Origin of the sequence: Nocardia sp. NPDC006982 (assembly GCF_042869435.1) — a bacterium.
Taxonomy (GTDB): domain Bacteria; phylum Actinomycetota; class Actinomycetes; order Mycobacteriales; family Mycobacteriaceae; genus Nocardia.
On the sequence record NZ_JBIAFV010000019.1, the window covers coordinates 135,699 to 155,217 of the forward strand.

Sequence of the window (19,519 nt, forward strand, 5' to 3'; positions counted from 1 at the left end):
GCCGGCCGGACTCATCGTGGTTCGGCCCGCATCTCGACCGCCGCGGCGAAGTCGCGCAGATCCTCGACCGCCGTACGCGACGATCGCCAGGGCGTGACGACGAGCCGATCTACGCCCGCGGCCGCCCACGCTGTCAGGTCGTCCGGACCACGGACCTCGCCGCCGACGGTGATTTCGAACGGCTCTGCCTGTCGACCGGCTTCCTGTCGCAGGGTACGCAACCGGTCGACCTTCGCGGCGGTATCCGCGACCGTGGCTCCGCCCATACCCATCCATCCGTCCCCGATGCGCGCGGCGCGAGCCAGAGCCCGGCCGGATTCGCCCCCCACAAAAATCGGAATACCGTTGGGCTGAACAGGTTTCGGAGCGAAGCCGACCGAGGGGAAAGCCCAGTGAGCCCCGATGTGCTCGATGCGGTCCTCGCGCCACAATCGCCGGCACACCTGGATCGCTTCCTCGAGCCGCGTTGCACGCTCGGACGGCGGCACGCCCGCCGCCTGCCATTCGGTAGTCAGCCAGCCGGCTCCGACACCGAGAACCGTCCGACCGCCACAAACCTGATCGAGGGTGGCGGCGGCACGGGCCGAGACGAAAGGATGACGCAGGCCGAGCAGATACACGTAGGTTCCCAGCTTCACGCGTTCGGTGATTCCGGCCAGGTATGTGCAGTAGCCGAGCGCGTCGTACAGTGGCGTGTCCGGCGCGACCAGGCGCGATTCATCGGAACCGTGTAGCAGGCCCGCAGCGTGTGCTGGTGCGACCAGATGATCCGACACGAAGACCGCGTCGAAGCCGAGTTCGTCGGCAACGAGCGCGGCATCGCGCCAGGATTTCGGGTTCAGCCGCCCAAGTGTTATCGCCAAACGTGGTGTCACAGCGACGGATTCAATCCGCCGGCGACGGTGAGTATTTCGCCGGAGATATTGCGAGCGCCGGTGCCGACAAGGAACATGACCGCATCCGCGATGTCTCCGGGTTCGTTCGGGCGCCCTAGCGGATTACGTGTTCGCCACTGCTCAGCGGTGGGAAACCCGGGCAGATCCGCCGCGTGCGTGACGGTGCCGCCGGGCGCCACGATATTCACAGTGATACCTGATGGTCCGACTTGAGCTGCGACGGAGCGGGTCAGCGCTACCAGGCCAGCCTTCGCCGCCGCATAATGTGCGTGTAGCGGCGATCCGGCCCAACTGGTTGATCCGATGTTCACGATGCGCCCGCCCCCCGATTCTGTCAGCACGGGGATGGCCAGCTGCATGCAGTGGAACGCCGAGTCGCGGTTCGCCTGCATCGTTCGGTGCCATTGGTCGACGGTGATCGAGAGAAACGGATTGTCGACCGGTCCTTTGATACCGCCGGCGACATTCACCAGCACGTCCATACGACCGAAGCGCTCGGCCGCCGCATTGATGACGGCTGCGGCCTCGGTGCGTGCGCTCACGTCCGCGGCCACCGCAACCGCCTCGGCTCCGGCTTCGCGCGCGCTCGCCTGGGCGGCCTCGACCCCGCTGTCGCGGCGATCGTTGACGACGAGCCGATATCCCGCGGCCGCGAGTCGTTCGACAATGGCGGTGCCCATCATCCCGCCCGCGGCGGTGACCACGGCCACGGGTATCGGCTCGTCGGTCAATGGCTTTCAGCCCTTTCCAGAACGGCGGACGTAATGTCACCAGTCTCATCCGTCAAGATGAGATCGGCTGCCTTCTCTGCGATCATGATCACCGGTGCGTTGGTGTTACCACTGGTCAGCGTTGGCATGACCGACGCATCGGCGACGCGGAGTCCGGCTACCCCGTTGACGCGCAGCGACGGGTCCACGACGGCCTCGTGATCGCTGCCCATCCGGCAAGTTCCGGACGCGTGCTGGCCACCGTAGGATCGCGCCCTGATAGCGGCCAGAATCTCCTCGTCGGACTCTACCGCCGCACCAGGCGACGTTTCCTTCTCGACGTATTTGGCGAATGCCGGCTGTCGGGCGATCTCGCGCGCCGCGCGTACAGCAGCCACCATGTCTGCGCAGTCGTCGGGATTTCCGTACAACTGGTAGCTGATTGCCGGTGGATCCGCAGGATCGGCCGAGCGCAAGGTCACCGATCCGCGGTTGCGCGGATGCACCGCGCAGACGAGAGCACGCGCGACAGAGTGGTCGGCGAGCTTCATCTTGTGCATGTCATGGCCGCTGCCGGAGGTCTTGCCGGCCTGCGTCATATCGAAGGGACCGAACATGATCTGGAAGTCCGTTCGGTCGGACCCCGGTTGGAACGAACCGAATACCAGCGCCTGCGCAGCCGTGGAAGTCGCCGCGCCACGGCCGCGGAACACGAGATCGGCACCGTGCCGAATGAATCCGCCCACGGTGAGCTCGTCGTTGAGGCTGGGAATGGTGACGTCGAACGAAACCGGGGTACAGGTGTGCTCCATCAAATTTCTGCCGACACCGGAACGGTCGGCGACGACATCGATCCCGAGGCCGGAAAGTTCGTCGGCGGGTCCGATACCGGATCGCAGAAGCAGTGCGGGCGAACCGATCGCTCCGGCCGCCAGGACCACTTCCCGGGCGCATCGCACATGAACGGTTCTGCCCTTGCGGCGCACCAGGATTCCGGTGACCCGGCCGTTTTCCACGGTAAGTCGCAGCGCCTGGGTTCGCGACCACAATGTGAAGTTGGACCGTCGCCGGGCCCGAGCCAGGTAACCGTCGGAGGTGCTCCAGCGCAGGCCGCGTCGCTGCGAGAGCTGAACCTGCGCGGCCCCCAATTGCTCCGCGCCGTTGTAGTCGTCGTTGAAACGATGGCCCGCCTGCGTCGCCGCGGAGATGAACGCCTCGTTCAGTGCATGCCGGACGCGCGATTTGGAGACGTACTGCGGCCCGGATTTGCCGCGAAATGCATTTGCCGCACCCTCATAGGTCTCCGCGCGCCGGAAGTACGGGAGGACGTCGCGGTAGCCCCATCCTGTCGCGCCGGCCTTTTCCCACGCCTCGTAGTCGGCGGCGGAGCCGCGGACCCAGATCATGCCGTTGACCGTGCTGCCGCCGCCGGTAGCTCGCCCGCCGGACCATATGTCGGCCCTGCCACCGATGGAGGGATCAGGCTGTCCGACGTAGCGCCAATCGAACTTTTTGGGCATCCGGTACAAGCCGACGGGCAGCCGTACCCGCGCATTGAATGTCACCAGCGGGCCCGCCTCGATAGTCAGGACACGATTGTTCGGTACCTCGGATAATCGATCCGAGAGCACACAGCCGGCGGAGCCCGCGCCGACGACGATGTAGTCCCATTCCTTGCTTGCTTCGGTGCCGCCTCGGCGCCAGCTCCTCATGTTGTTCATTCCTGTCGGGGGAGTTCTCGAATTGGACTGTCCACGTGTGTCATTCGCTCGCGCGCGGATCGTTGACCGTGCGGTATTCGAGGTACTCCTCGATACCTTCCGCGCCGAACTCGCGGCCCAGGCCACTGGCCTTGACGCCGCCGAACGGTGCGGCCGGGTTGTTCACGTATCCGTTGATGGTGAAGGTGCCGGAGTCCACACGCCGTGCGACATCGGCCGCGCGCTCGGGACTCGTGGTGAACACGGCGCCGTGCAAGCCGTACTCGGTGTCGTTGGCGATGGCAACTGCCTCGTCGTCGCCGCCGTCGAACGGAATGATCGACAGAACGGGACCGAAGATCTCCTCTTGGGCGATCCTCATATCGTTTCGGACATCGGTGAAGATCGTCGGTTCGACGTAGAAGCCCTTCGCACGGTCGGCGGGACGGCCGCCACCGTACGCGAGAGTCGCTTCGGAGCGACCGATTTCGATGTAGTTCTCCACCCGTTCACGCTGCTCTGCGCTGACGAGCGGACCGATCTGGGTAGCCGGATCCATCGGATCACCGATGACCATGCTCTTGGCGGCGGTGATCATCGCGTCGACGACTTCGTCGTAACGCGAGCGATGAACGACGAGTCGAGTCAGTGCGGTGCACGCTTGTCCGGTGTTGTAGAAGGCGCCGGCAACCATGGTGGGCACCAGTACCGACAGGTCTGCATCGTCCAGCGCGATCGCCGCTGATTTGCCGCCGAGTTCCAGGCTGACGCTCTTGAGTTGCTCGCCGCAGACCGCAGCGATCTTTCGCCCGGCGTCGGTGCTGCCCGTGAAACTCACCTTGTCGACACCGCGATGGGCTACGAGGTGAGCGCCGGCCTCGCGGCCGGCGGGAACGACGCTGAGCACCCCAGGCGGGAGGTCCAGTTCCGCGGCAGCCTCGGCGAGCAGGTAGCCACTCAACGGGGTGTTGTCGGCGGGTTTCGCGATCACCGAACAACCGGCGAGCAGCGCAGGCACGACCTTGATCACGGAGAGGAAGAAGGGGCCGTTCCACGGCGAAATAGCAGCCGCGACACCGACACCGTCTCTGCGGACCGTCGCCGGGCCCGACGGGCCTTGGCGCCGTTCCTCGAACACGATGCGGTCCAGAGCGTCGACGAAGGACCGAATCAAGCGGATCGCGGTGGCCTGGCTACGCGCCGACAGGTTCATCGGCTGACCCATTTCCGACGTCACTCGCTGGGCAAGATCTTCGACCCGACTGTCCAGTAGATCGGCGAGCGCCACGATCTTCTCCGCTCGCTGCCGGACAGGGGTGTCGCGCCAGGTCCGGGCCTCCCACGCCGCGCGCGCCGCCTCGACGGCCGCATCGATATCGGCGATGGTTGCCTCCGGAATGCGGGCCACGACCTGTTCGGTGGCTGGGGAGACGATGTCGCGGCGGCCGGTACCGGCAGGGTTCCGCCAACGCCCACCGACATAGAACTTGTCGTATTCGTACACGATCTCTCCATTCTCGGTCGCCGAGTGACGACGGTCTCACCGAACTATAACCGTATACTAAATATGCTGAGCTGGGCGCAAGTCTCGAATGGAGTCGGTGTCCCACTTGGTGGCAAAATCTCGGACTGTTGTGCGCCTAGCGTCTCTATTTGTTGACGCCGCCGCCGTCAATGGCGAGGATATAAAGAGTGGCGTGTTGACAAAAAGTATACTCAAGTGCAGCATGTTCAGTGCTGGCATGTCCTGCGTCACACCCGGGCCGGATTGGGGCCGCGACGTGACGAATGCGCCGGTGGCGGAACGCAATACGCGTGACGACGCGCCGTCATCCTTGCCGTACCGGGCACGCCAGGGGTCAGCAACCGTCCGAGGGCGTTTCCGCCGGTGCGAGGAGTAGCGAATATGTCCGACCTGCCCAAAATCATTTCCGTCGACGATCATGTCGTCGAGCCGCCGAACCTGTGGCAGGACAGGCTGCCGGCCAAGTATCGGGCCGAAGGACCCCGGGTCGAACGAAAGTTCGGGTGCGTCGCGGTTCGCAACGGAGCCACCGTCTTCCTCGAGGGTGAGGACGGTCCCCACTCGGGCTGGTCCGATGTCTGGATCTATCAGGACATGGCTTGGCCGCTGCACGCCGGCTTCGCGATCTATGGGCTGGACAAGCTGTCACGGGATCCCGTGACCTATGACGAAATTCATCCGGCCTGTTGGAAGCAGGAGGATCGGCTGGCAGCGATGGATGCCAACCACACCGAAGCCTCGCTGTGCTTTCCGACCATCCCCAGGTTCTGCGGTCAAGCGTTCCTCGAACGCGAAGACAAGGAACTCGCGCTGGTCGCGCTGCAGGCCTACAACGACTGGACCATCGAGGAATGGTGCGGCGGGGCCGGTTCGGGCCGGCTGATCCCGGTCACCTTGATCCCGCTGTGGGATGCCGAACTGGCCGCACAGGAAGTGCGGCGGTGTGCCGCACGAGGATCGCACTCCATCGCCTTCTCGGAGGCCCCGCACGCACTGGGGCTGCCCAGCGTGCACGGCGACTACTGGGAACCTCTGTGGGAGGCGTGCAACGAAACCGAGACGACGATCAACATGCACATCGGCTCGTCGTCGCGTATGCCGTCGACGTCGCCGGATGCGCCGCAGGCAGTCGGCGTGACGCTGAACTGCCAGAACTCGATCCACGCGGCTACCGACTGGATCTGGTCCGGGATCTTCGTGCGGCATCCGAACCTCAAGATTGCGTTGAGTGAGGGACAGGTCGGGTGGATGCCATTTATCTACGAGCGCATGGACAGCATCTGGAAACGCGCCCACATGTACGACGGCAATCTGCAGGAGAAGCTGCCGGAGCCGCCCAGCCACTACGGCCGCAATCACATCTACGGCTGTATCTTCGACGATCTGACCGGGCTTCGTCAGCGTGCGGAAATCGGTATGGATCACATCATGATCGAGATCGACTTTCCGCACTCCGACAGCACCTACCCGCACACGCGGAAGGTTGTCGAGAGCCTCGCCGACGCGGCCGGAATGACCGCCGACGAGCGGTACCAACTTGTCCGCGGAAGTGCGATTTCCTGCTTCGGGCTCGAGCGTTTCGGAATCGACAAGTAACGCAACGGCGCGGGTCGAAGACGCGGAAGCCCGACGACAGCACCCGGCGAGAGCGTAAGCCTCGCCGGGTGCTTCGCGAATGCGGAGGCGTCGGCTCGAGCCGCCAATCTCGGAGGTCCGCGTATGAGCCAACACCCACCGGTCCTGGTCCAGCACGACGAGGGCGTCGTGACGGTGGTCATCGACCGCCCGCACACCCGCAATGCCATCGATACCGCTGCGCTGGAGGCGATCTCGCGCGCGATAGACGAATTGGAGTCGTCGCCCGAGCTTCGCGTCGGCGTTCTGACCGGAGCCAGTGGAACCTTCTGCTCGGGAGCCGACCTTCGTTCGCGAATGGCCGGGCGGCCCTCGGTGAATGAGAACGGTTTCGCGGGCGTGACACGTCGGCGGCGCAGCAAACCGCTCGTCGCGGCGGTCGAAGGCTATTGTCTCGGTGGCGGAATGGAACTCGCACTCGCGTGCGATCTGATCATCGCGGCCACCGATGCGAAATTCGGCCTGCCCGAGGTCAAGGCAGGTCTGATCGCCGCGGAAGGTGGGCTGATACGCGCTGTCGCGACACTGGGCAAGTTCACTGCGATGCATCTCGCGCTGCTCGGCGACGTCGTATCCGCCGAGCGGTTGTATGCGCTGGGTGTGGTGTCTGAGCTGACGCCACCGGGCATGACGCTACCGCGAGCTTACGACATCGCGACGCGGATCGCCGAGCTGCCGGCCGACGCGGTCCTGCAGACCAAACACGTCATCGACGAGATCTCGAATGAAAGCGACGAAAAAGCTTGGCGCACATCCCGGGACGCCTATCGCGCCGTTCAGCGCAACCCCGGCCTCAGAGCCACGGTGGCATCGGTACTGGACCGCGACGGGCGAAGCGGTCGGCCCGGTGCCGGCCCTACGGCCGACACCGAACGGCAGGTCAGGACGGATCCCCGGAACGGTACTCCGGAAGGGTGACCGGCCCCCGCTCGCGGGAAGGCAGCAGGATCGTCGCCGAGCCGCGGATGTTCTCCTGGCCTCGCTGATTCGTGCCCGTGAGGCCCAGTTCTATAAGGGGGCCGAAGCGATCATCGATCCGCTTTTCAGTGATTCGGCCGGTGATCCACGTCGTGTCGCCCATGTAGTTGAATCGCCGGAACTCGGCGCGAACACGGAAGACCCAGCCGTCATCACCCGCGAAATTGGTGCAGAAGTGGGTGAGCCACGTCCAACGCACCGGACCGATGTCATAGGCGGCGGGTACTCCGACCTCACGCGCTGTGTCGTCCTCCCAATGGATCCGCATGATGGCATCCCACGACCCGAAATCATTGCGGCTGTAGAAGCCTCGCAACGCCCGGCGATTTTCCCGTGCGAGCCGCAACGCCGGGAACCCGTAGCCGTACCAGCCGGCTCCCATGAAGAAGTTGATCAGATCCGTGACGACGAGCGGGCCCTTGACCATGCGTGGGAGTTCTGTTCCGGTATCGACGTCCTCGTAATAGAGCGTGTCGGCGCCACGAACGAACTCCGCGTCGTAGGCGGCGTCGATCTCGTCGAGTTCCGCTTCGCTGTAGTGCGCACGTTCGTCTTTGGCGTATTTGTTGTCCGAGGTGACCTTCTTGCGCTCGGCATGGACGTACCAGGGGCGGCGAACGGCATAGGTTGTTCCGTCCTCGTCCCACCACCGGTGCTCGTTCGTCGCGATCGCCGACGTACCGGCGAACTCGGATTGCTTGACTTGAACATCCGCGAGGACGCCGCTGCGGTAGAGGCGAGTCCCCGGAGTGATCGGGCGATAGAACCATCCCTCGTGGCCGGCGTTGAACAGATGGACTCCACGCAATGCGCCCTTGGTGGCCTCGCGCAGATCGTCGCCGACCTCGGGGGATCGGTCGATACCCATGGTCCACTCGTACCCGGGCGGTGCGATGACCGATCCCCAGGCTGTGCGGTCGGCGTAGGTGGCATCGGTGTAGAGCGGGTTGAGGTCGCCGTACCCGTGGGCGAACTGGCGGATCGAATCCACGCCGGCCGTCTCGTTCCACGGCCAGGTGACGAATCCGGTGCGCAGCGTCGGATTGGGCGTGCCGATCCGCGCGCGCATCTTGGCCAGCGATTCGTCGGTGATCGTTCCATGAATCAAGCCGTCAGTCATACCTTCTCCCAGAGCTCGACCCGGTGCGCACTGGACATGCCCGCCGGGGTGCGCACTGCACGCATCGAGAAGAGAATACTAAATAGCTTTGCAAAAGAGTAGCCTGTATGTCGCGGCCGCCTCGAATGGCGCGGTCCGGCGAGATAGCGACTCTATAGTGGCGGGGCTGGATTCCGCCGCGCGAATCATGCATACTCTCGGCTTAGAACAGTATACTAAACTGGTACAGCGCTGGAGGTAGTGGCAAATGGGATCTCTCGATGGGCGGGTAGTGATCGTCACCGGCGGTGGCAGAGGTCTGGGGCGCGCCCATGCACTGCTCCTGGCGCAGGAGGGGGCGCAGCTGGTCGTCACCGACCTTCCGGGGACCGAGGGCGAACGTGGTGCCGCAGCCGATGTCGTCGACGAGATCGCCGCTCTGGGCGGTAAAGCGATCGCCGTCGCCGGCGACATCACGCAGTGGGAGACCGGTCGCACATTGGTCGAGACCGCGGTGTCGCAGTTCGGTCGGCTCGACGGCTTGGTCAACAACGCCGGTGCGCTGCGCGATCAGTACCTGGTGAACCTGACCGAAGACGATTGGGATTTCGCCATCAACGTCAATCTGCGCGGAACATTCGTGCCCACCCGATGGGCGGCGGCCTACTGGCGAGACCAAACCAAGGCCGGTGAGCGCGTCGCGGCGTCGGTCGTGCACACCTCCTCGGGTTCCGGCCTCTTCGGCAACCCGGGGCAGGCGAACTATGTGGCGGCAAAAGCCGGAATCGGCATGTTCTCGAAGGTGTGCGCCACCGAACTCAGCCGTTACGGCGTGCGGTCCAATTCGATCGTGCCTGCGGCCCGCACGCGGCTCACGGAGTCCGCGCCCGGTGTCGGCGAGATCGTCGCGGCACCGGACGACCCCGGCGCCTTCGACGAATACGACCCTGCCAATGTCTCTCCGGTAGTGGCCTATCTACTCACTGCGGACTGCCCGCTGACCGCCGAAACCTTGTATGTGCGTGGTGGTCACATCAGCGTGGTCGACTCCTGGAAGCATCGTGCGCAACTCACGCAGGATGCCCGTTGGACCGTGGCCGAGCTGTCGGTACAGCTTCCGCAGCTGTGCGAAAGTGATCCGCAGGCATGAGCGGCAGGCTCGAAGGCAGAACCGTCGTCATGTCGGGCGGCAGCCGGGGAATCGGTTTGGCGATTCTGGTGGAGGCCGCGCGCCACGGGGCGAATGTGGCATTTCTCGCCAAGACCGACACGCCCGATCCGCGCCTCCCCGGCACCGTGCACACCGCAGTGGCGGAGATCGAGGCCGTCGGTGGCAAGGCGATCGGCGTCGTGGGTGATCTTCGCGATCCGGAAGCAGTCGATCGACTCGTGTCCAGCGCGGAGCGGCACTTCGGCGGCATCGATATCTGCATCAACAACGCCAGTGCGCTGAACCTGGCTGCGACCTCGGAGCTGTCGGTCTCGCGCTTCGACCTGATGCAGCAGATCAACTATCGGGGCACCTTTCTCCTGACTCGAGCCTGTCTGCCGCTTCTTGCGAAATCGACTGCAGCGCATGTACTCACGTTGTCCCCCCCGCTGAACATGAGCCCACGATGGCTGGGGGCGCATCCGTCCTACACGGTGTCGAAATATGCGATGACACTGCTCACGCTGGGATTCGCCGAAGAGTTCCGCGGCTCGGGAATCGCGGCCAACTGCCTGTGGCCGCAGACTACGATCGCCACTGCGGCAGTGCAGAACCTGCTGGGTGGAGAATCCGCCACGGCTGCGTCTCGGTCCCCGCAAATCATGGCCGATGCGGCGATCGAGATTCTCGCCTCGGCACCGGCCGATCTCACCGGCCGAACGCTGATCGACGAAGAAGTACTGCGAGAGGCAGGTGTGACGGATTTCCGCCGCTACGGCGGCGGGGAATGCCCCGAAACGGACCTTTTCATCGACACGGTCGGATGACAGCAGGCATGGGCGGCCAACCCGAGGCGTCGGTGCCGCGGCGCAGTGAGGAGTAACAGCGACGTGGAAGTGGAATCGCAGAACAAACTCGACGTTTTGGTAACCGGTTGTTCGGCCGGCATCGGACGCGAGACCGCCCGATTACTGGCCCGGCGCGGGCACCGAGTGATCGGTACATCGCGCAATCCGGCGGGAACCGGGAGCGTCGACGGAGTCGAGCTGGTCGAGCTGGATGTACGTGACCCTCAGTCGGTCGCGAAGCTTGCGGCAAGCGTCGGATCGGTCGATGTGGTGGTGAACAACGCCGGGGTCGGTATGAGGCTGCCCGTCGAGATGGCAACCGCGGATGAGATGCGTGCGATCTGGGAGACCAACGTGCTCGGCTCGATGCTCGTAGCCCAGGCGTTCATTCCGGCGATGCGGGAGCGGGGACGCGGGCGACTGGTCACCGTTTCGTCGGTCGCCGGGCGGCGGGCCATGCCGTTCACAGGCCACTACGCGGCAACCAAGCATGCGCTCGAGGCGCTCAACGAAGCCTTGCGCTGGGAACTGCGAGATTTCGGCATCGACGTCGTGATCGTCGAGCCGGGTGCGGTGTCCAGCGGGTTCGGCGATCGTCGGGTGGGTAAGCGGGAGGACTTCGGCGTCTATACGCCGTTGGCCGAATATATGGCCGAGCTGTCGCCGCGAATCAACGCACCGGCCGAATCCGTCGAATACGTCGCCGAAGTGGTCGCGGACGCCGTCGAGATGGACGATCCACCGCTGCGAATTCCGACATCCGCGGAGTCTGCGCGGATGATCGCCGATCGGACGGATCGCAGCGACGCGGAATTCGAAGGTTGGTTGTTCGGCCGCAACGCAGCCGAATCGTAGAACAGCAGGAGTAGCTCGAAGTGTCCATCGATCCTTTGCAGGCAATCGGTTCGCAGGTGTCATCGGGGCGGTTCAACTGGGCCGCCCGTGACTCCATGGCCTACAACCTGAGCGTGGGCGCCGGCCATGACCCGGTGTCACCGCTCGAACTCCAGTACGTGATGGGGGAGCGAATGAAGGTGGTTCCTTCGTTCGCTGTCATCGCGGGCTCATGCGGCGTTCAGAACCCGGACCGCGTACCGGGCCTGAACTTCGATATGAGGAGGATGCTGCACGGCGAACACGAGGTGGAGTTGCTGCGGCCGATCGATGCCGCGGGATCGGTGCGTACCGAAGGCCGAGTGGTGGAGGTGTACGACAAGGGCGACGCCGCGCTGGCGATTCTGGAATCCACGTCGACCGACGAAAACGGCGACGTCGTCTTCGTCAACCGGTACTCACTGTTCCTGCGCGGTGCTGGCGGTTTCGGCGGCCCCGCGAGCCCCGACCGGCCCAAGCCGGTGCGGCCGGATCGCGAACCGGATGCAGCGATCAAGGTGGAAACATTGCCGCAGCAAGCGTTGCTCTACCGCCTCAACGGTGACCTGAATCCGATCCATGCGGATCCCGAGGCGGCGGACCGAGCGGGTTTCCCGCGTCCGATCCTGCACGGTCTGGCCACCTTCGGCATTACATGCCGGGCGGTTGTCAACGAATTCCTCAACGGTGATGTCGCCGCCGTCGGCAAATACCGGGCCCGCTTCGCCTCGGTGGTATATCCCGGTGAAACACTGCGGGTGAACGTCTGGGAAAGCGGTGCGCACCTCGACATCGAAGTAACGGTGCCCGCACGTAACGCGACCGTGCTGAAGTTCGGCGCCATGGAACTGGTCGGCTGAGGACTGTGTGGCCGCTTGTGCGCGACGGCCGAAGAGACGGGTGAAGATGACCGACGACAACAATCTGACCGAGTACCGGCAGCGAGTTCGGGCTTGGCTTCGCGAGAACACGCCCCCGGATTGGGAGAAGGTGCTCCCGTTTGCCGCGGAAGCCGACGTCCTGGCGTTCTTCCAGCGCTGGGCGAAACAACTCCATTCGGCGGGCTTGCTGGTGCCGCACTGGCCGGCGAAATTCGGCGGCGAGGATGCCACCCTGCAGCAGCAGGTCATCATCCAGCAGGAGATGTCGCGGGCGCACGCACCACGCCCGCGATATCTCGCAATCTCATTGGGCCACGCCGCGGCCACCCTCATGGAGCACGGGACTCCGGCACAGCAGCAACTGCTCGCCGGCATTCTGGACGGCGACGTCTGGTGCCAAGGCTTCTCCGAACCCGGTTCCGGATCCGATCTGGCCTCGCTACGCACCAGGGCAGAGGCCGTTGCCGGCGGATACCGGATCAATGGCCAGAAAATCTGGTCGAGTATGGGGGTCCACGCACGCTGGTGTCTACTGCTCGCCCGCACAGATCCGAATGCGCCCAAACATCGGGGAATATCGCTGTTCATCATGGATATGCGTAGTCCTGGAGTCGAAGTGCGTCCGATTCGGCAGGCAACGGGCGCAAAGGAATTCGCGGAGCTGTTCCTCACCGATGTCTTCATTCCGGAGGACATGCTGATCGGGGCAGAGAACAACGGGTGGCGCCTGGCGCAGACGACACTCAGCACAGAGCGATATGCCCAGATGGTGGAGGTACAGGCGGGGCTGCGGGAACTGCTGGAACAGCTTGCCGAGCAGGCGCGGACCATTCGCAGCGAAGACGGCGCACCGCTGGCCGAAGATGCGCATTTTCAGACCGAATTGGGCGCTCTCGCATCGGAGGTCGAAGTGCTCGGCCTGATGAACGAAGCCGTGCTCGGGAAAATCGCCGAGGGCGAAAATCCCGGCGCGGACGGATCCGTGCTCAAACTGTACTTCAGCGAACTCCTGCAACGACTGACTCGGTTCGGCACACGGGGCGTCGGGATGGCCGCGCAGATCGACCCGGAAAGAATCAACGACCTGAGTTATACGTCCGGCGATTGGATGCTCGACCACATCCGTTCGTGGACGTGGACCATTTCCGGGGGCAGCAGTGAAATTCAGCGAAACATCATCGGAGAGCGCCTGCTCGGCCTACCGAAGGAGCCCGCATGACCACATCGTCACCGTCGTCCGGTTCCGGCGGTACTCCGAGCGCGGCCGAACTGGCGGACCTGAGAGCGGGGCTGCGGGCGCTACTCGCGAAGAGCCTCCCGACCGAACGTGTGCGAAAGCTCGCAGAGGGGCAACTGATCGATGACGCCTTGTGGCGTAGTTTGATCGACGATTTCGGCCTCGCGGCGATGGCGGTACCCGAATCGCTCGGTGGCTTGGGCGCGGGCGACCTGGCGATGGCGGTGGTCGCCGAAGAACTGGGCCGGGCACTGGCTGCGATTCCCTTCCTGTCGACGACGGTGCTGGCCACCGGCGCTTTGATCTCGGTCCCGGATTCGGAGGTTGCCAAACGCTGGTTGCCCCGACTCCTGGACGGGACGATATGCGGTGCCGCACTGACCGGATCGAGCGGCAGACCCGGGTACGACGAGTTGACGCTCACCGCGACGACGGATTCCGGTGCCTCACTGCGCTTGTCGGGTTCCGCAGGTTTCGCGCTGGATGCCGACTCTGCCGCGGCGATTCTGGTGGCTGCGCGCTCCGACGATGGCCCGGTTCTGGCGATGATCGATCCGGAGCGGGTGGAGATCGATCGCCTCGTGGTTCACGATCGGACGCGCCGACTGAGTAATCTCTGGCTCGGCGATGTTCGCATCGATGCCGATGAGGTCCTGGCCGTCGGAACGGACGCGGAACGGCTGCTGTCGCAGGCATATCTGAGGGCCGGAGCGGCACTGGCATCCGACGCCGCCGGTGGGGCTTGCCGGATCCATGAAACGGCGGTTCGGTATGCGAAGGAGCGCACCCAGTTCGGCCGTCCGATCGGTTCGTTCCAGGCGGTCAAACACCAATTGGCCGATGCCTACCTGCAGGTCCGTGGAGCCTCGGCCGCTTCTCGTGGTGCGGCCGCCGCGGTGTCCGCGGGAGATTCGCTCGGGGCGCACCTGTCGGTGTCGTTCGCCAAGGACGCTTACACGAAGGTCGCGGGTACGGCTGTGCAGGTTCACGGCGGTATCGGCTATACCTGGGAGCACGACTGCCATCTTTTCTTCAAGCGGGCCCAGCTCGACCAGGAATTGCTCGGCAATGTCGAGTGGCATCGACGGCAGGCAGGCCGGTCGTTGGTCAGCGTTTGATCGAGGACTCGAAAAGCGCTGTGGGGAAAGGCATTTGCCGTTCCCCACAGCGCTGTTTCGTTTCACTCGTGCCGGGGTCTGGTCACCCCAGCTTGCGCTGCATGCTCCACAGCTGTGCGGCGCGCTCCAGCAGTACACCCGCGCGCGGGGTGGGAGCCGATTCGCCGACAGCCCGGTAGGTCCAGGTCACCGACCGCGACAATGCGGGATCTCCAGCGACGGACTGAGCGATCCGCACTGCGGTGTCGAGAAGTTCCGTCACGGGGACCCAGGTCCATGCGAAACCGGATGCGACGGCACGCTCGGCATCCATTTCCTGATCGAACAGTGCGACAGCGGCCGCGGCGGCGGACGACAGGTGCTGGGTGAGCATGGTGAGGTGCCCGCCGCCGGGATGAACGCCGGCCTTCCCGAAGCCGCGGATGCGCACGTCGTCGGAGACGATGCGCAGATCGCAGGCCAGCGGGAGATTCATCCCAGCCCCGACGACCGCGCCGTTGACGGCGGAGATCGTCGGCAGAGTCGAATTGCGAAGGTGTTCGAACAGCCCGTAGATAGTGCCGATCGCGGCGAAGTTCACGTCCTCGAGGGGGTCGGCCGCGACCTCGGTCAGCATCGAGAGGTCAGCGCCACTGCAGTAGTCCTTGCCGGCGGAGGCGATGACAACCGCGCCGATCTCCGGATCGTTTTCGGCAGTCTCGAGCGCGGTGCGGATGCCGAGCGCGAACTCCGGAGTCAACGCGTTCCGCCGCGGGGCGTCCAGCCGGATCGTGGCGACATTCCCTCTGCGATCGAGCGAGACGCCGGCGACGGCGGACTCCGGCGTGCCGGTGCGAACCCCGGTGCCGTTAGTGGTGCTCACGTGTGTTTTCCTTCCGGTCGGAATGCTGGGAAGAGAAAGGGTGCCTCGGCCATTTCCAGCGTCGGCCGAGGCACCCCTGGCGGATCCGATCCGGCGTCAGCCGTTGTAGCGGACTTCGTAGATCGAGCCGTCGGGCTCGTGGTATTCGCCGGTCGCGTAGCTCTTGCGCAGCGAGGCGATGAGCATGCGGTCGCGGACGAACACGATGCTGGTGGAACCGCCCTGCAGGTTTTCGGCGAATACGGTTGTGTTGCCGTCCAAGTCGGTGTGGAAGATCTTGGCGTCGTAGGGCAGTGCCTCGTCGTCACGCTTGGTCTCGTGCATCATGTTCGCGGTGCCTTCGTCGGACCAGAACAGGTGCCCGCCATACGGGCCGAACCAGTCCGGCGCGATGGCGACGTTGGTGCCGTAGGTGACGCCCACGATCGGTTCGGGAACGAATTCCTCGGCCCGCTTCAGCTCAAAGAATTCGAGCTGGAATCGGCTGCGCGCCTTCTGCGTGAAGCTCGTGCCGCGTGGGCCGGCCACGATGAGCTTGCCCTCGTGCTCGCCCCAGTGCTTCGGTGCGTAGAACACCAGCAGCGGCATGATCGTCTGCGGCGTCGCCGGCTCGTCGAGCACGATGTAGGGTTCTACCTCGCCGTCGGCCGAAATACGGTAGACGGTGCAGTTCATCATCGACTGCGCGAAGAAGTAGCCCTCGTGTTCGGTGCCTTTGGCGCCGAAGCAGCCCGGCATCATCGCGCCCGGAATGCCGTCGCCGATCTTGCCGGAATGTGGGAGTTCGGCGAAGGTGGAGACCTCGCCGCTGTTCGGGTCGACGCGGTACAGGAAGTGCGGGGAGTGGGCGCCTTCGCGGCCCGGCTTGGACTGACCGGCGATGAAGATGTGGCCGCCCCATTTACCGAAGTGATCGGGAGCCAGCTTGGGGCGGATGAACGATCCGAAGCCGCCGGTTCCGGGGGCGACGATCGTGCGCAGCGTGTCGTCGTGGCGCAACTCGTACAGCGCGCCGTGTCCTTCGTCGGGATTCCAGCCCGGCTCGCGTTGCCCGCCGATGTCACCGACGATGACGCCGTCTTCGGTCGACCAGCACAGTTGCGGATCGTAGAGCTTTCCGACCCCGATCACCTCACGAGCCGAAAAGCCTTCCGGCACAGTGATCTTGAACTCGCACTGCGCGCGTAGCCAGTCGTAGCCGTCGTCTTCGACGATTGTGGACAATGTCGTTCTCCTTTATGTGACAACCATGGGGCGGCGGAGCCGGGTGGAGGTCGCGCATGTGTCGGCCCACGCGGTCCGGGCCCCTACGGCGCGCCGGGTGATCCGGATGGCGCCGTACCCTTCTTCACTCGATTCGGATTTTGTGGCTTATCGCCATCATCTTCCCGAGAAGAGTATACGAAATTATAGGCGCCTGCCAGGGTCTGTGGCACCGAACTCGGTGTCGGACACGCACACGCCCCGCGCTCCGGACCGATGCGGACACGGAGGGCGGGGCGGGTGGGTGGTGTCAAAAGCGAATGACGCCGCGCACGTTCTTGCCGGCATGCATGTCGGCGTACCCGTCGTTGATCTGATCCAGGCTGTACTCCTGCGTGATCATCGATTCGACGTCGATGATCCCGGCTCGAACCTGGTTGACGATCCGCCGGATGTCGTCGCGGTTGCACTGCCCGTACACGTTTCCGACCAGCGATTTGGCCGACAGCAGGAACATGCTCAGCGGCAAGGTCACCGAGTTGACATCCATCGGCGCTACGGACGTCAGCACCGTTCGTCCGCCCTTTCCGGTGAGGCTGTCGGCCTGTCCTACCAGTCCGCCGCTCAGTACTCCCACCGTGACGATCGTGGAGTCGGCCATCGCGGCCCGGGTGAGCTCTTCGATGAGCGGTCGCGCGGCTTCCGCGGATTCGGCGACGTGTGTAGCGCCCAGTTTCAGGGCCATATCCCGCTTCATCTCGACCGGATCGATCGCGACGATGGTGCTCGCACCTGCGGCCTTGGCGCCCTGTACCGCGCTCATGCCCACGCCGCCGACGCCGATGACGGCGACAACGTCTCCAGGGCGCACCTGCGCGCACTTCACCGCGGCGCCCCAGCCGGTGACGACCGCGCAACTGAGGACCGAGACGACATCGGGGCTGAGGTCGCGCTCCATTTTCACGACCTGAATCTCGCTGACCAGCGAATATTCGGAGAATGTGCCCAGCTGTGCCATGGTCCCGATGGGGCGCCCGTCGGCTGCGTAGAGCCGGGAGCTGCCGTCGGGGCGAGTCCCGCGCATGACCGCTGCGTTCGCGTCGCAGAGCCAGCCCCGTCCCGCGGTGCAGGAGGGGCAGATGCCGCAAGCCGGAGTCGCTGTCACGGTGACGTAGTCGCCCACGTCGACGCTGCTGACATCGGAACCGCGGGCGGAAACGACCCCCGCTCCTTCGTGCCCGCCGACCAGCGGAAGTCCGGCTGGGAAATCTCCGGTGATGTTGTGGTCGTCCGAGTGGCAGAGCCCCGCGTACTCCATCTTGATCAAGACTTCGTCGGCGCGCGGCTCGGTGAGCTCGAGCTCTTCGACGGACCACGGCTTGCCGATCTCCCAACATACGGCGGCGCGTGTCTTCATGGGGTCTCCTTGGTGCGTCGGATCGGTGGATGAGCTTCGGGCCGGCTGGCTTGCGAAGTCGTCGAACCCGGGGTGATGGTCTGCGAGGTGCGCCAGTCCTCGGGTGCCGCAACCCTATTTAGGCAACTCTAATTGGTCAAGACTCTTGAAGAGAATGCATTCTTTGCGTACAGTTCGTGACTGCCGTCACATATCGCCTTCTTTGTGACGGAAACTCTCAGGAAGGACGCCCCATGCCTTTGGATGCGTCGAGGCTTGGGCTCATCGAACAATTGCCCGCTAGCGGGCAACCGCCGATCTGGAATCTCGAGCCGGAACAGGTACGCGCGGGCGGTGTCGTACTAGCTCAGATGTACGGTGCTCGTCCCGAAATGCGTTCGACTGCAACGCATTCGCTGGTGGGCTTCGACGGAGGCCGGTTTACCGTGCGTACGTTGAGCCCGTCCCCGCAGCCGCGCGCCGTCATCGTCTACTACCACGGTGGCGGGTGGGTGACCGGCGATATCGACGAGTTCGACACTCTTGGGCGCAAGCTCGCGGTGGCCAGCAATTGTGCCGTCGTGATGGTCGACTACCGTAAGGCTCCGGAGCATCGCTACCCGGCTGCTGTCGAGGATGCCTGGTCCGCGTTGTGCTGGACCCGGGCGAATGTCGAATCCATTGCTGGGCAATATGTTCCACTGCTCGTCGCCGGTGACAGCGCGGGCGGCAATCTCGCCGCTGTGATGAGCCTGCGCGCGCGTGATCGCCGCGAACCGAAGCTGGCGATGCAGATTCTGGTGTATCCGGTGACGGACTCCGATCTGGACAACGCGACCTACCGCGACCCGCAGAATCAGGCGTTGCTGCAACGGGAGGCCATGGAGTGGTTCTGGAACCACTCTCTCCCCGATCCCGGCTGGCGCCGCGATCCGGAAGCTTCACCACTGCGGTGCGAATCGCTGGCCGGTCTGCCGCCGGCGGTAGTGGTCACCGCCGAATACGATCCGTTGCGAGGCGAGGGAGAAGCGTACGCCGATCGGCTGGAGCAGGCCGGAGTTGCGGTGCAGCGCAAACGTTTCGATGGCCAGTCCCACGCCTACTTCTCCTTCGTCAACGTCTTGCCCGCAAGTGCGGACGGAATTCGCTATGTGGCCAAGGCAATCAGCCGGACTCGATGAGGAAAACGGAAAATGAGCCGGTCGACCGATTGTGACATGGTAGCCGTCGGCGCGGGTTTCGCCGGGCTGTACCTGATCCACCGGCTACGCGAACTGGGCATGTCGGTGCGTCTGTTCGAACGCGGTGACGACGTCGGCGGAACCTGGTACTGGAACCGCTATCCCGGTGCCCGCTGCGACGTGTCGAGCTGAGCCGACGGCGAGCCCTATTACTCGCCGTGCAACGC

The 19,519-nt window shown here is 64.6% G+C and carries 17 protein-coding genes and 1 pseudogene; 10 read left to right on the top strand and 8 right to left on the bottom strand.

Features of this window, described 5'->3' with window-relative positions; all coding sequences use genetic code 11:
- Positions 1 to 11: 11 nt before the first annotated feature.
- The 4 genes from ACFYOW_RS42370 to ACFYOW_RS42385 are packed head-to-tail and all read right to left on the bottom strand — an operon-like array spanning position 12 to position 4,810.
- Positions 12 to 875: a TIGR03619 family F420-dependent LLM class oxidoreductase gene (locus ACFYOW_RS42370; protein WP_387296526.1), complete on the bottom strand. Its 864-nt coding sequence runs from the start codon at positions 873 to 875 to the stop codon at positions 12 to 14.
- Positions 872 to 1,627, bottom strand: coding sequence for an SDR family NAD(P)-dependent oxidoreductase (locus ACFYOW_RS42375; protein ID WP_387296528.1), 756 nt, complete (start codon positions 1,625 to 1,627; stop codon positions 872 to 874). The genes ACFYOW_RS42370 and ACFYOW_RS42375 overlap by 4 nt, the downstream gene beginning before the upstream one ends.
- On the bottom strand, positions 1,624 to 3,318 hold the full coding sequence (locus tag ACFYOW_RS42380) for a GMC family oxidoreductase (protein WP_387296530.1): 1,695 nt from the start codon (positions 3,316 to 3,318) through the stop codon (positions 1,624 to 1,626). The genes ACFYOW_RS42375 and ACFYOW_RS42380 overlap by 4 nt, the downstream gene beginning before the upstream one ends.
- 49 nt (positions 3,319 to 3,367) lie before the next feature.
- Positions 3,368 to 4,810, bottom strand: a complete 1,443-nt coding sequence (locus ACFYOW_RS42385; protein ID WP_387296532.1) for an aldehyde dehydrogenase — start codon at positions 4,808 to 4,810, stop codon at positions 3,368 to 3,370.
- A gap of 402 nt (positions 4,811 to 5,212) precedes the next feature.
- On the opposite strand from ACFYOW_RS42385, the gene ACFYOW_RS42390 reads away from it, so the two are divergent.
- Both ACFYOW_RS42390 and ACFYOW_RS42395 read left to right on the top strand, forming a co-directional pair.
- Positions 5,213 to 6,427 carry an amidohydrolase family protein gene (locus ACFYOW_RS42390; protein ID WP_387296534.1) on the top strand — a complete coding sequence of 405 codons (1,215 nt, stop codon included), beginning with the start codon at positions 5,213 to 5,215 and terminating at the stop codon, positions 6,425 to 6,427.
- A gap of 123 nt (positions 6,428 to 6,550) precedes the next feature.
- Entirely contained in the window at positions 6,551 to 7,384 is an 834-nt protein-coding gene (locus tag ACFYOW_RS42395) for an enoyl-CoA hydratase-related protein (protein WP_387296536.1), read from the top strand.
- Here the strand turns inward: ACFYOW_RS42395 and ACFYOW_RS42400 are convergent.
- Positions 7,347 to 8,564, bottom strand: coding sequence for a MaoC family dehydratase N-terminal domain-containing protein (locus ACFYOW_RS42400; protein WP_387296538.1), 1,218 nt, complete (start codon positions 8,562 to 8,564; stop codon positions 7,347 to 7,349). The two genes, ACFYOW_RS42395 and ACFYOW_RS42400, sit on opposite strands and share 38 nt — an antisense overlap.
- A 247-nt stretch (positions 8,565 to 8,811) precedes the next feature.
- Between ACFYOW_RS42400 and ACFYOW_RS42405 the strand changes: the two genes are divergently transcribed.
- From ACFYOW_RS42405 to ACFYOW_RS42430, 6 genes are all read left to right on the top strand, one after another.
- Positions 8,812 to 9,693 (top strand): SDR family NAD(P)-dependent oxidoreductase, encoded by an 882-nt coding sequence (locus ACFYOW_RS42405; RefSeq protein WP_387296541.1) that lies wholly within the window; start codon positions 8,812 to 8,814, stop codon positions 9,691 to 9,693.
- Positions 9,690 to 10,520, top strand: coding sequence for an SDR family oxidoreductase (locus ACFYOW_RS42410; protein ID WP_387296543.1), 831 nt, complete (start codon positions 9,690 to 9,692; stop codon positions 10,518 to 10,520). The genes ACFYOW_RS42405 and ACFYOW_RS42410 overlap by 4 nt, the downstream gene beginning before the upstream one ends.
- Before the next feature lie 63 nt (positions 10,521 to 10,583).
- Positions 10,584 to 11,396 (top strand): SDR family oxidoreductase, encoded by an 813-nt coding sequence (locus ACFYOW_RS42415; RefSeq protein ID WP_387296545.1) that lies wholly within the window; start codon positions 10,584 to 10,586, stop codon positions 11,394 to 11,396.
- 20 nt (positions 11,397 to 11,416) lie between these two features.
- Positions 11,417 to 12,274, top strand: a complete 858-nt coding sequence (locus ACFYOW_RS42420; protein WP_387296547.1) for a MaoC/PaaZ C-terminal domain-containing protein — start codon at positions 11,417 to 11,419, stop codon at positions 12,272 to 12,274.
- 46 nt (positions 12,275 to 12,320) lie between these two features.
- On the top strand, positions 12,321 to 13,514 hold the full coding sequence (locus ACFYOW_RS42425; RefSeq protein WP_387296549.1) for an acyl-CoA dehydrogenase family protein: 1,194 nt from the start codon (positions 12,321 to 12,323) through the stop codon (positions 13,512 to 13,514).
- Positions 13,511 to 14,650, top strand: a complete 1,140-nt coding sequence (locus ACFYOW_RS42430) for an acyl-CoA dehydrogenase family protein (RefSeq protein ID WP_387296550.1) — start codon at positions 13,511 to 13,513, stop codon at positions 14,648 to 14,650. Before ACFYOW_RS42425 ends, ACFYOW_RS42430 begins: the two co-directional genes overlap by 4 nt.
- Before the next feature lie 82 nt (positions 14,651 to 14,732).
- On the opposite strand, the gene ACFYOW_RS42435 is transcribed toward ACFYOW_RS42430, so the two are convergent.
- The 3 genes from ACFYOW_RS42435 to ACFYOW_RS42445 all read right to left on the bottom strand — a co-directional run bounded on the left by ACFYOW_RS42435 (position 14,733) and on the right by ACFYOW_RS42445 (position 18,132).
- Entirely contained in the window at positions 14,733 to 15,512 is a 780-nt protein-coding gene (locus tag ACFYOW_RS42435; protein ID WP_387296552.1) for an enoyl-CoA hydratase-related protein, read from the bottom strand.
- A gap of 96 nt (positions 15,513 to 15,608) precedes the next feature.
- Positions 15,609 to 16,736: a hypothetical protein gene (locus ACFYOW_RS42440; protein WP_387296554.1), complete on the bottom strand. Its 1,128-nt coding sequence runs from the start codon at positions 16,734 to 16,736 to the stop codon at positions 15,609 to 15,611.
- Positions 16,737 to 17,025: 289 nt separating this feature from the next.
- Positions 17,026 to 18,132: an NDMA-dependent alcohol dehydrogenase gene (locus ACFYOW_RS42445; RefSeq protein WP_387296556.1), complete on the bottom strand. Its 1,107-nt coding sequence runs from the start codon at positions 18,130 to 18,132 to the stop codon at positions 17,026 to 17,028.
- Between the two features lie 233 nt (positions 18,133 to 18,365).
- Here ACFYOW_RS42445 and ACFYOW_RS42450 point away from each other — a divergent pair, with 233 nt between their 5' ends.
- Both ACFYOW_RS42450 and ACFYOW_RS42455 read left to right on the top strand, forming a co-directional pair.
- Positions 18,366 to 19,292, top strand: a complete 927-nt coding sequence (locus ACFYOW_RS42450; protein ID WP_387296558.1) for an alpha/beta hydrolase — start codon at positions 18,366 to 18,368, stop codon at positions 19,290 to 19,292.
- Between the two features lie 12 nt (positions 19,293 to 19,304).
- Positions 19,305 to 19,481 (top strand): annotated as a pseudogene (locus tag ACFYOW_RS42455) (NAD(P)-binding protein); the annotation flags it as partial.
- Positions 19,482 to 19,519: the final 38 nt, after the last annotated feature.

Bases quoted from the DNA above. Each gene is read 5' to 3' on its own strand.
- ACFYOW_RS42430 (WP_387296550.1), top strand. From the start codon at position 13,511: ATGACCACATCGTCACCGTCGTCCGGTTCCGGCGGTACTCCGAGCGCG.
- ACFYOW_RS42400 (WP_387296538.1), bottom strand. From the start codon at position 8,564: ATGACTGACGGCTTGATTCATGGAACGATCACCGACGAATCGCTGGCC.
- ACFYOW_RS42380 (WP_387296530.1), bottom strand. From the start codon at position 3,318: ATGAGGAGCTGGCGCCGAGGCGGCACCGAAGCAAGCAAGGAATGGGAC.
- ACFYOW_RS42445 (WP_387296556.1), bottom strand. From the start codon at position 18,132: ATGAAGACACGCGCCGCCGTATGTTGGGAGATCGGCAAGCCGTGGTCC.
- ACFYOW_RS42450 (WP_387296558.1), top strand. From the start codon at position 18,366: ATGCCTTTGGATGCGTCGAGGCTTGGGCTCATCGAACAATTGCCCGCT.
- ACFYOW_RS42405 (WP_387296541.1), top strand. From the start codon at position 8,812: ATGGGATCTCTCGATGGGCGGGTAGTGATCGTCACCGGCGGTGGCAGA.
- ACFYOW_RS42410 (WP_387296543.1), top strand. From the start codon at position 9,690: ATGAGCGGCAGGCTCGAAGGCAGAACCGTCGTCATGTCGGGCGGCAGC.
- ACFYOW_RS42425 (WP_387296549.1), top strand. From the start codon at position 12,321: ATGACCGACGACAACAATCTGACCGAGTACCGGCAGCGAGTTCGGGCT.
- ACFYOW_RS42395 (WP_387296536.1), top strand. From the start codon at position 6,551: ATGAGCCAACACCCACCGGTCCTGGTCCAGCACGACGAGGGCGTCGTG.
- ACFYOW_RS42390 (WP_387296534.1), top strand. From the start codon at position 5,213: ATGTCCGACCTGCCCAAAATCATTTCCGTCGACGATCATGTCGTCGAG.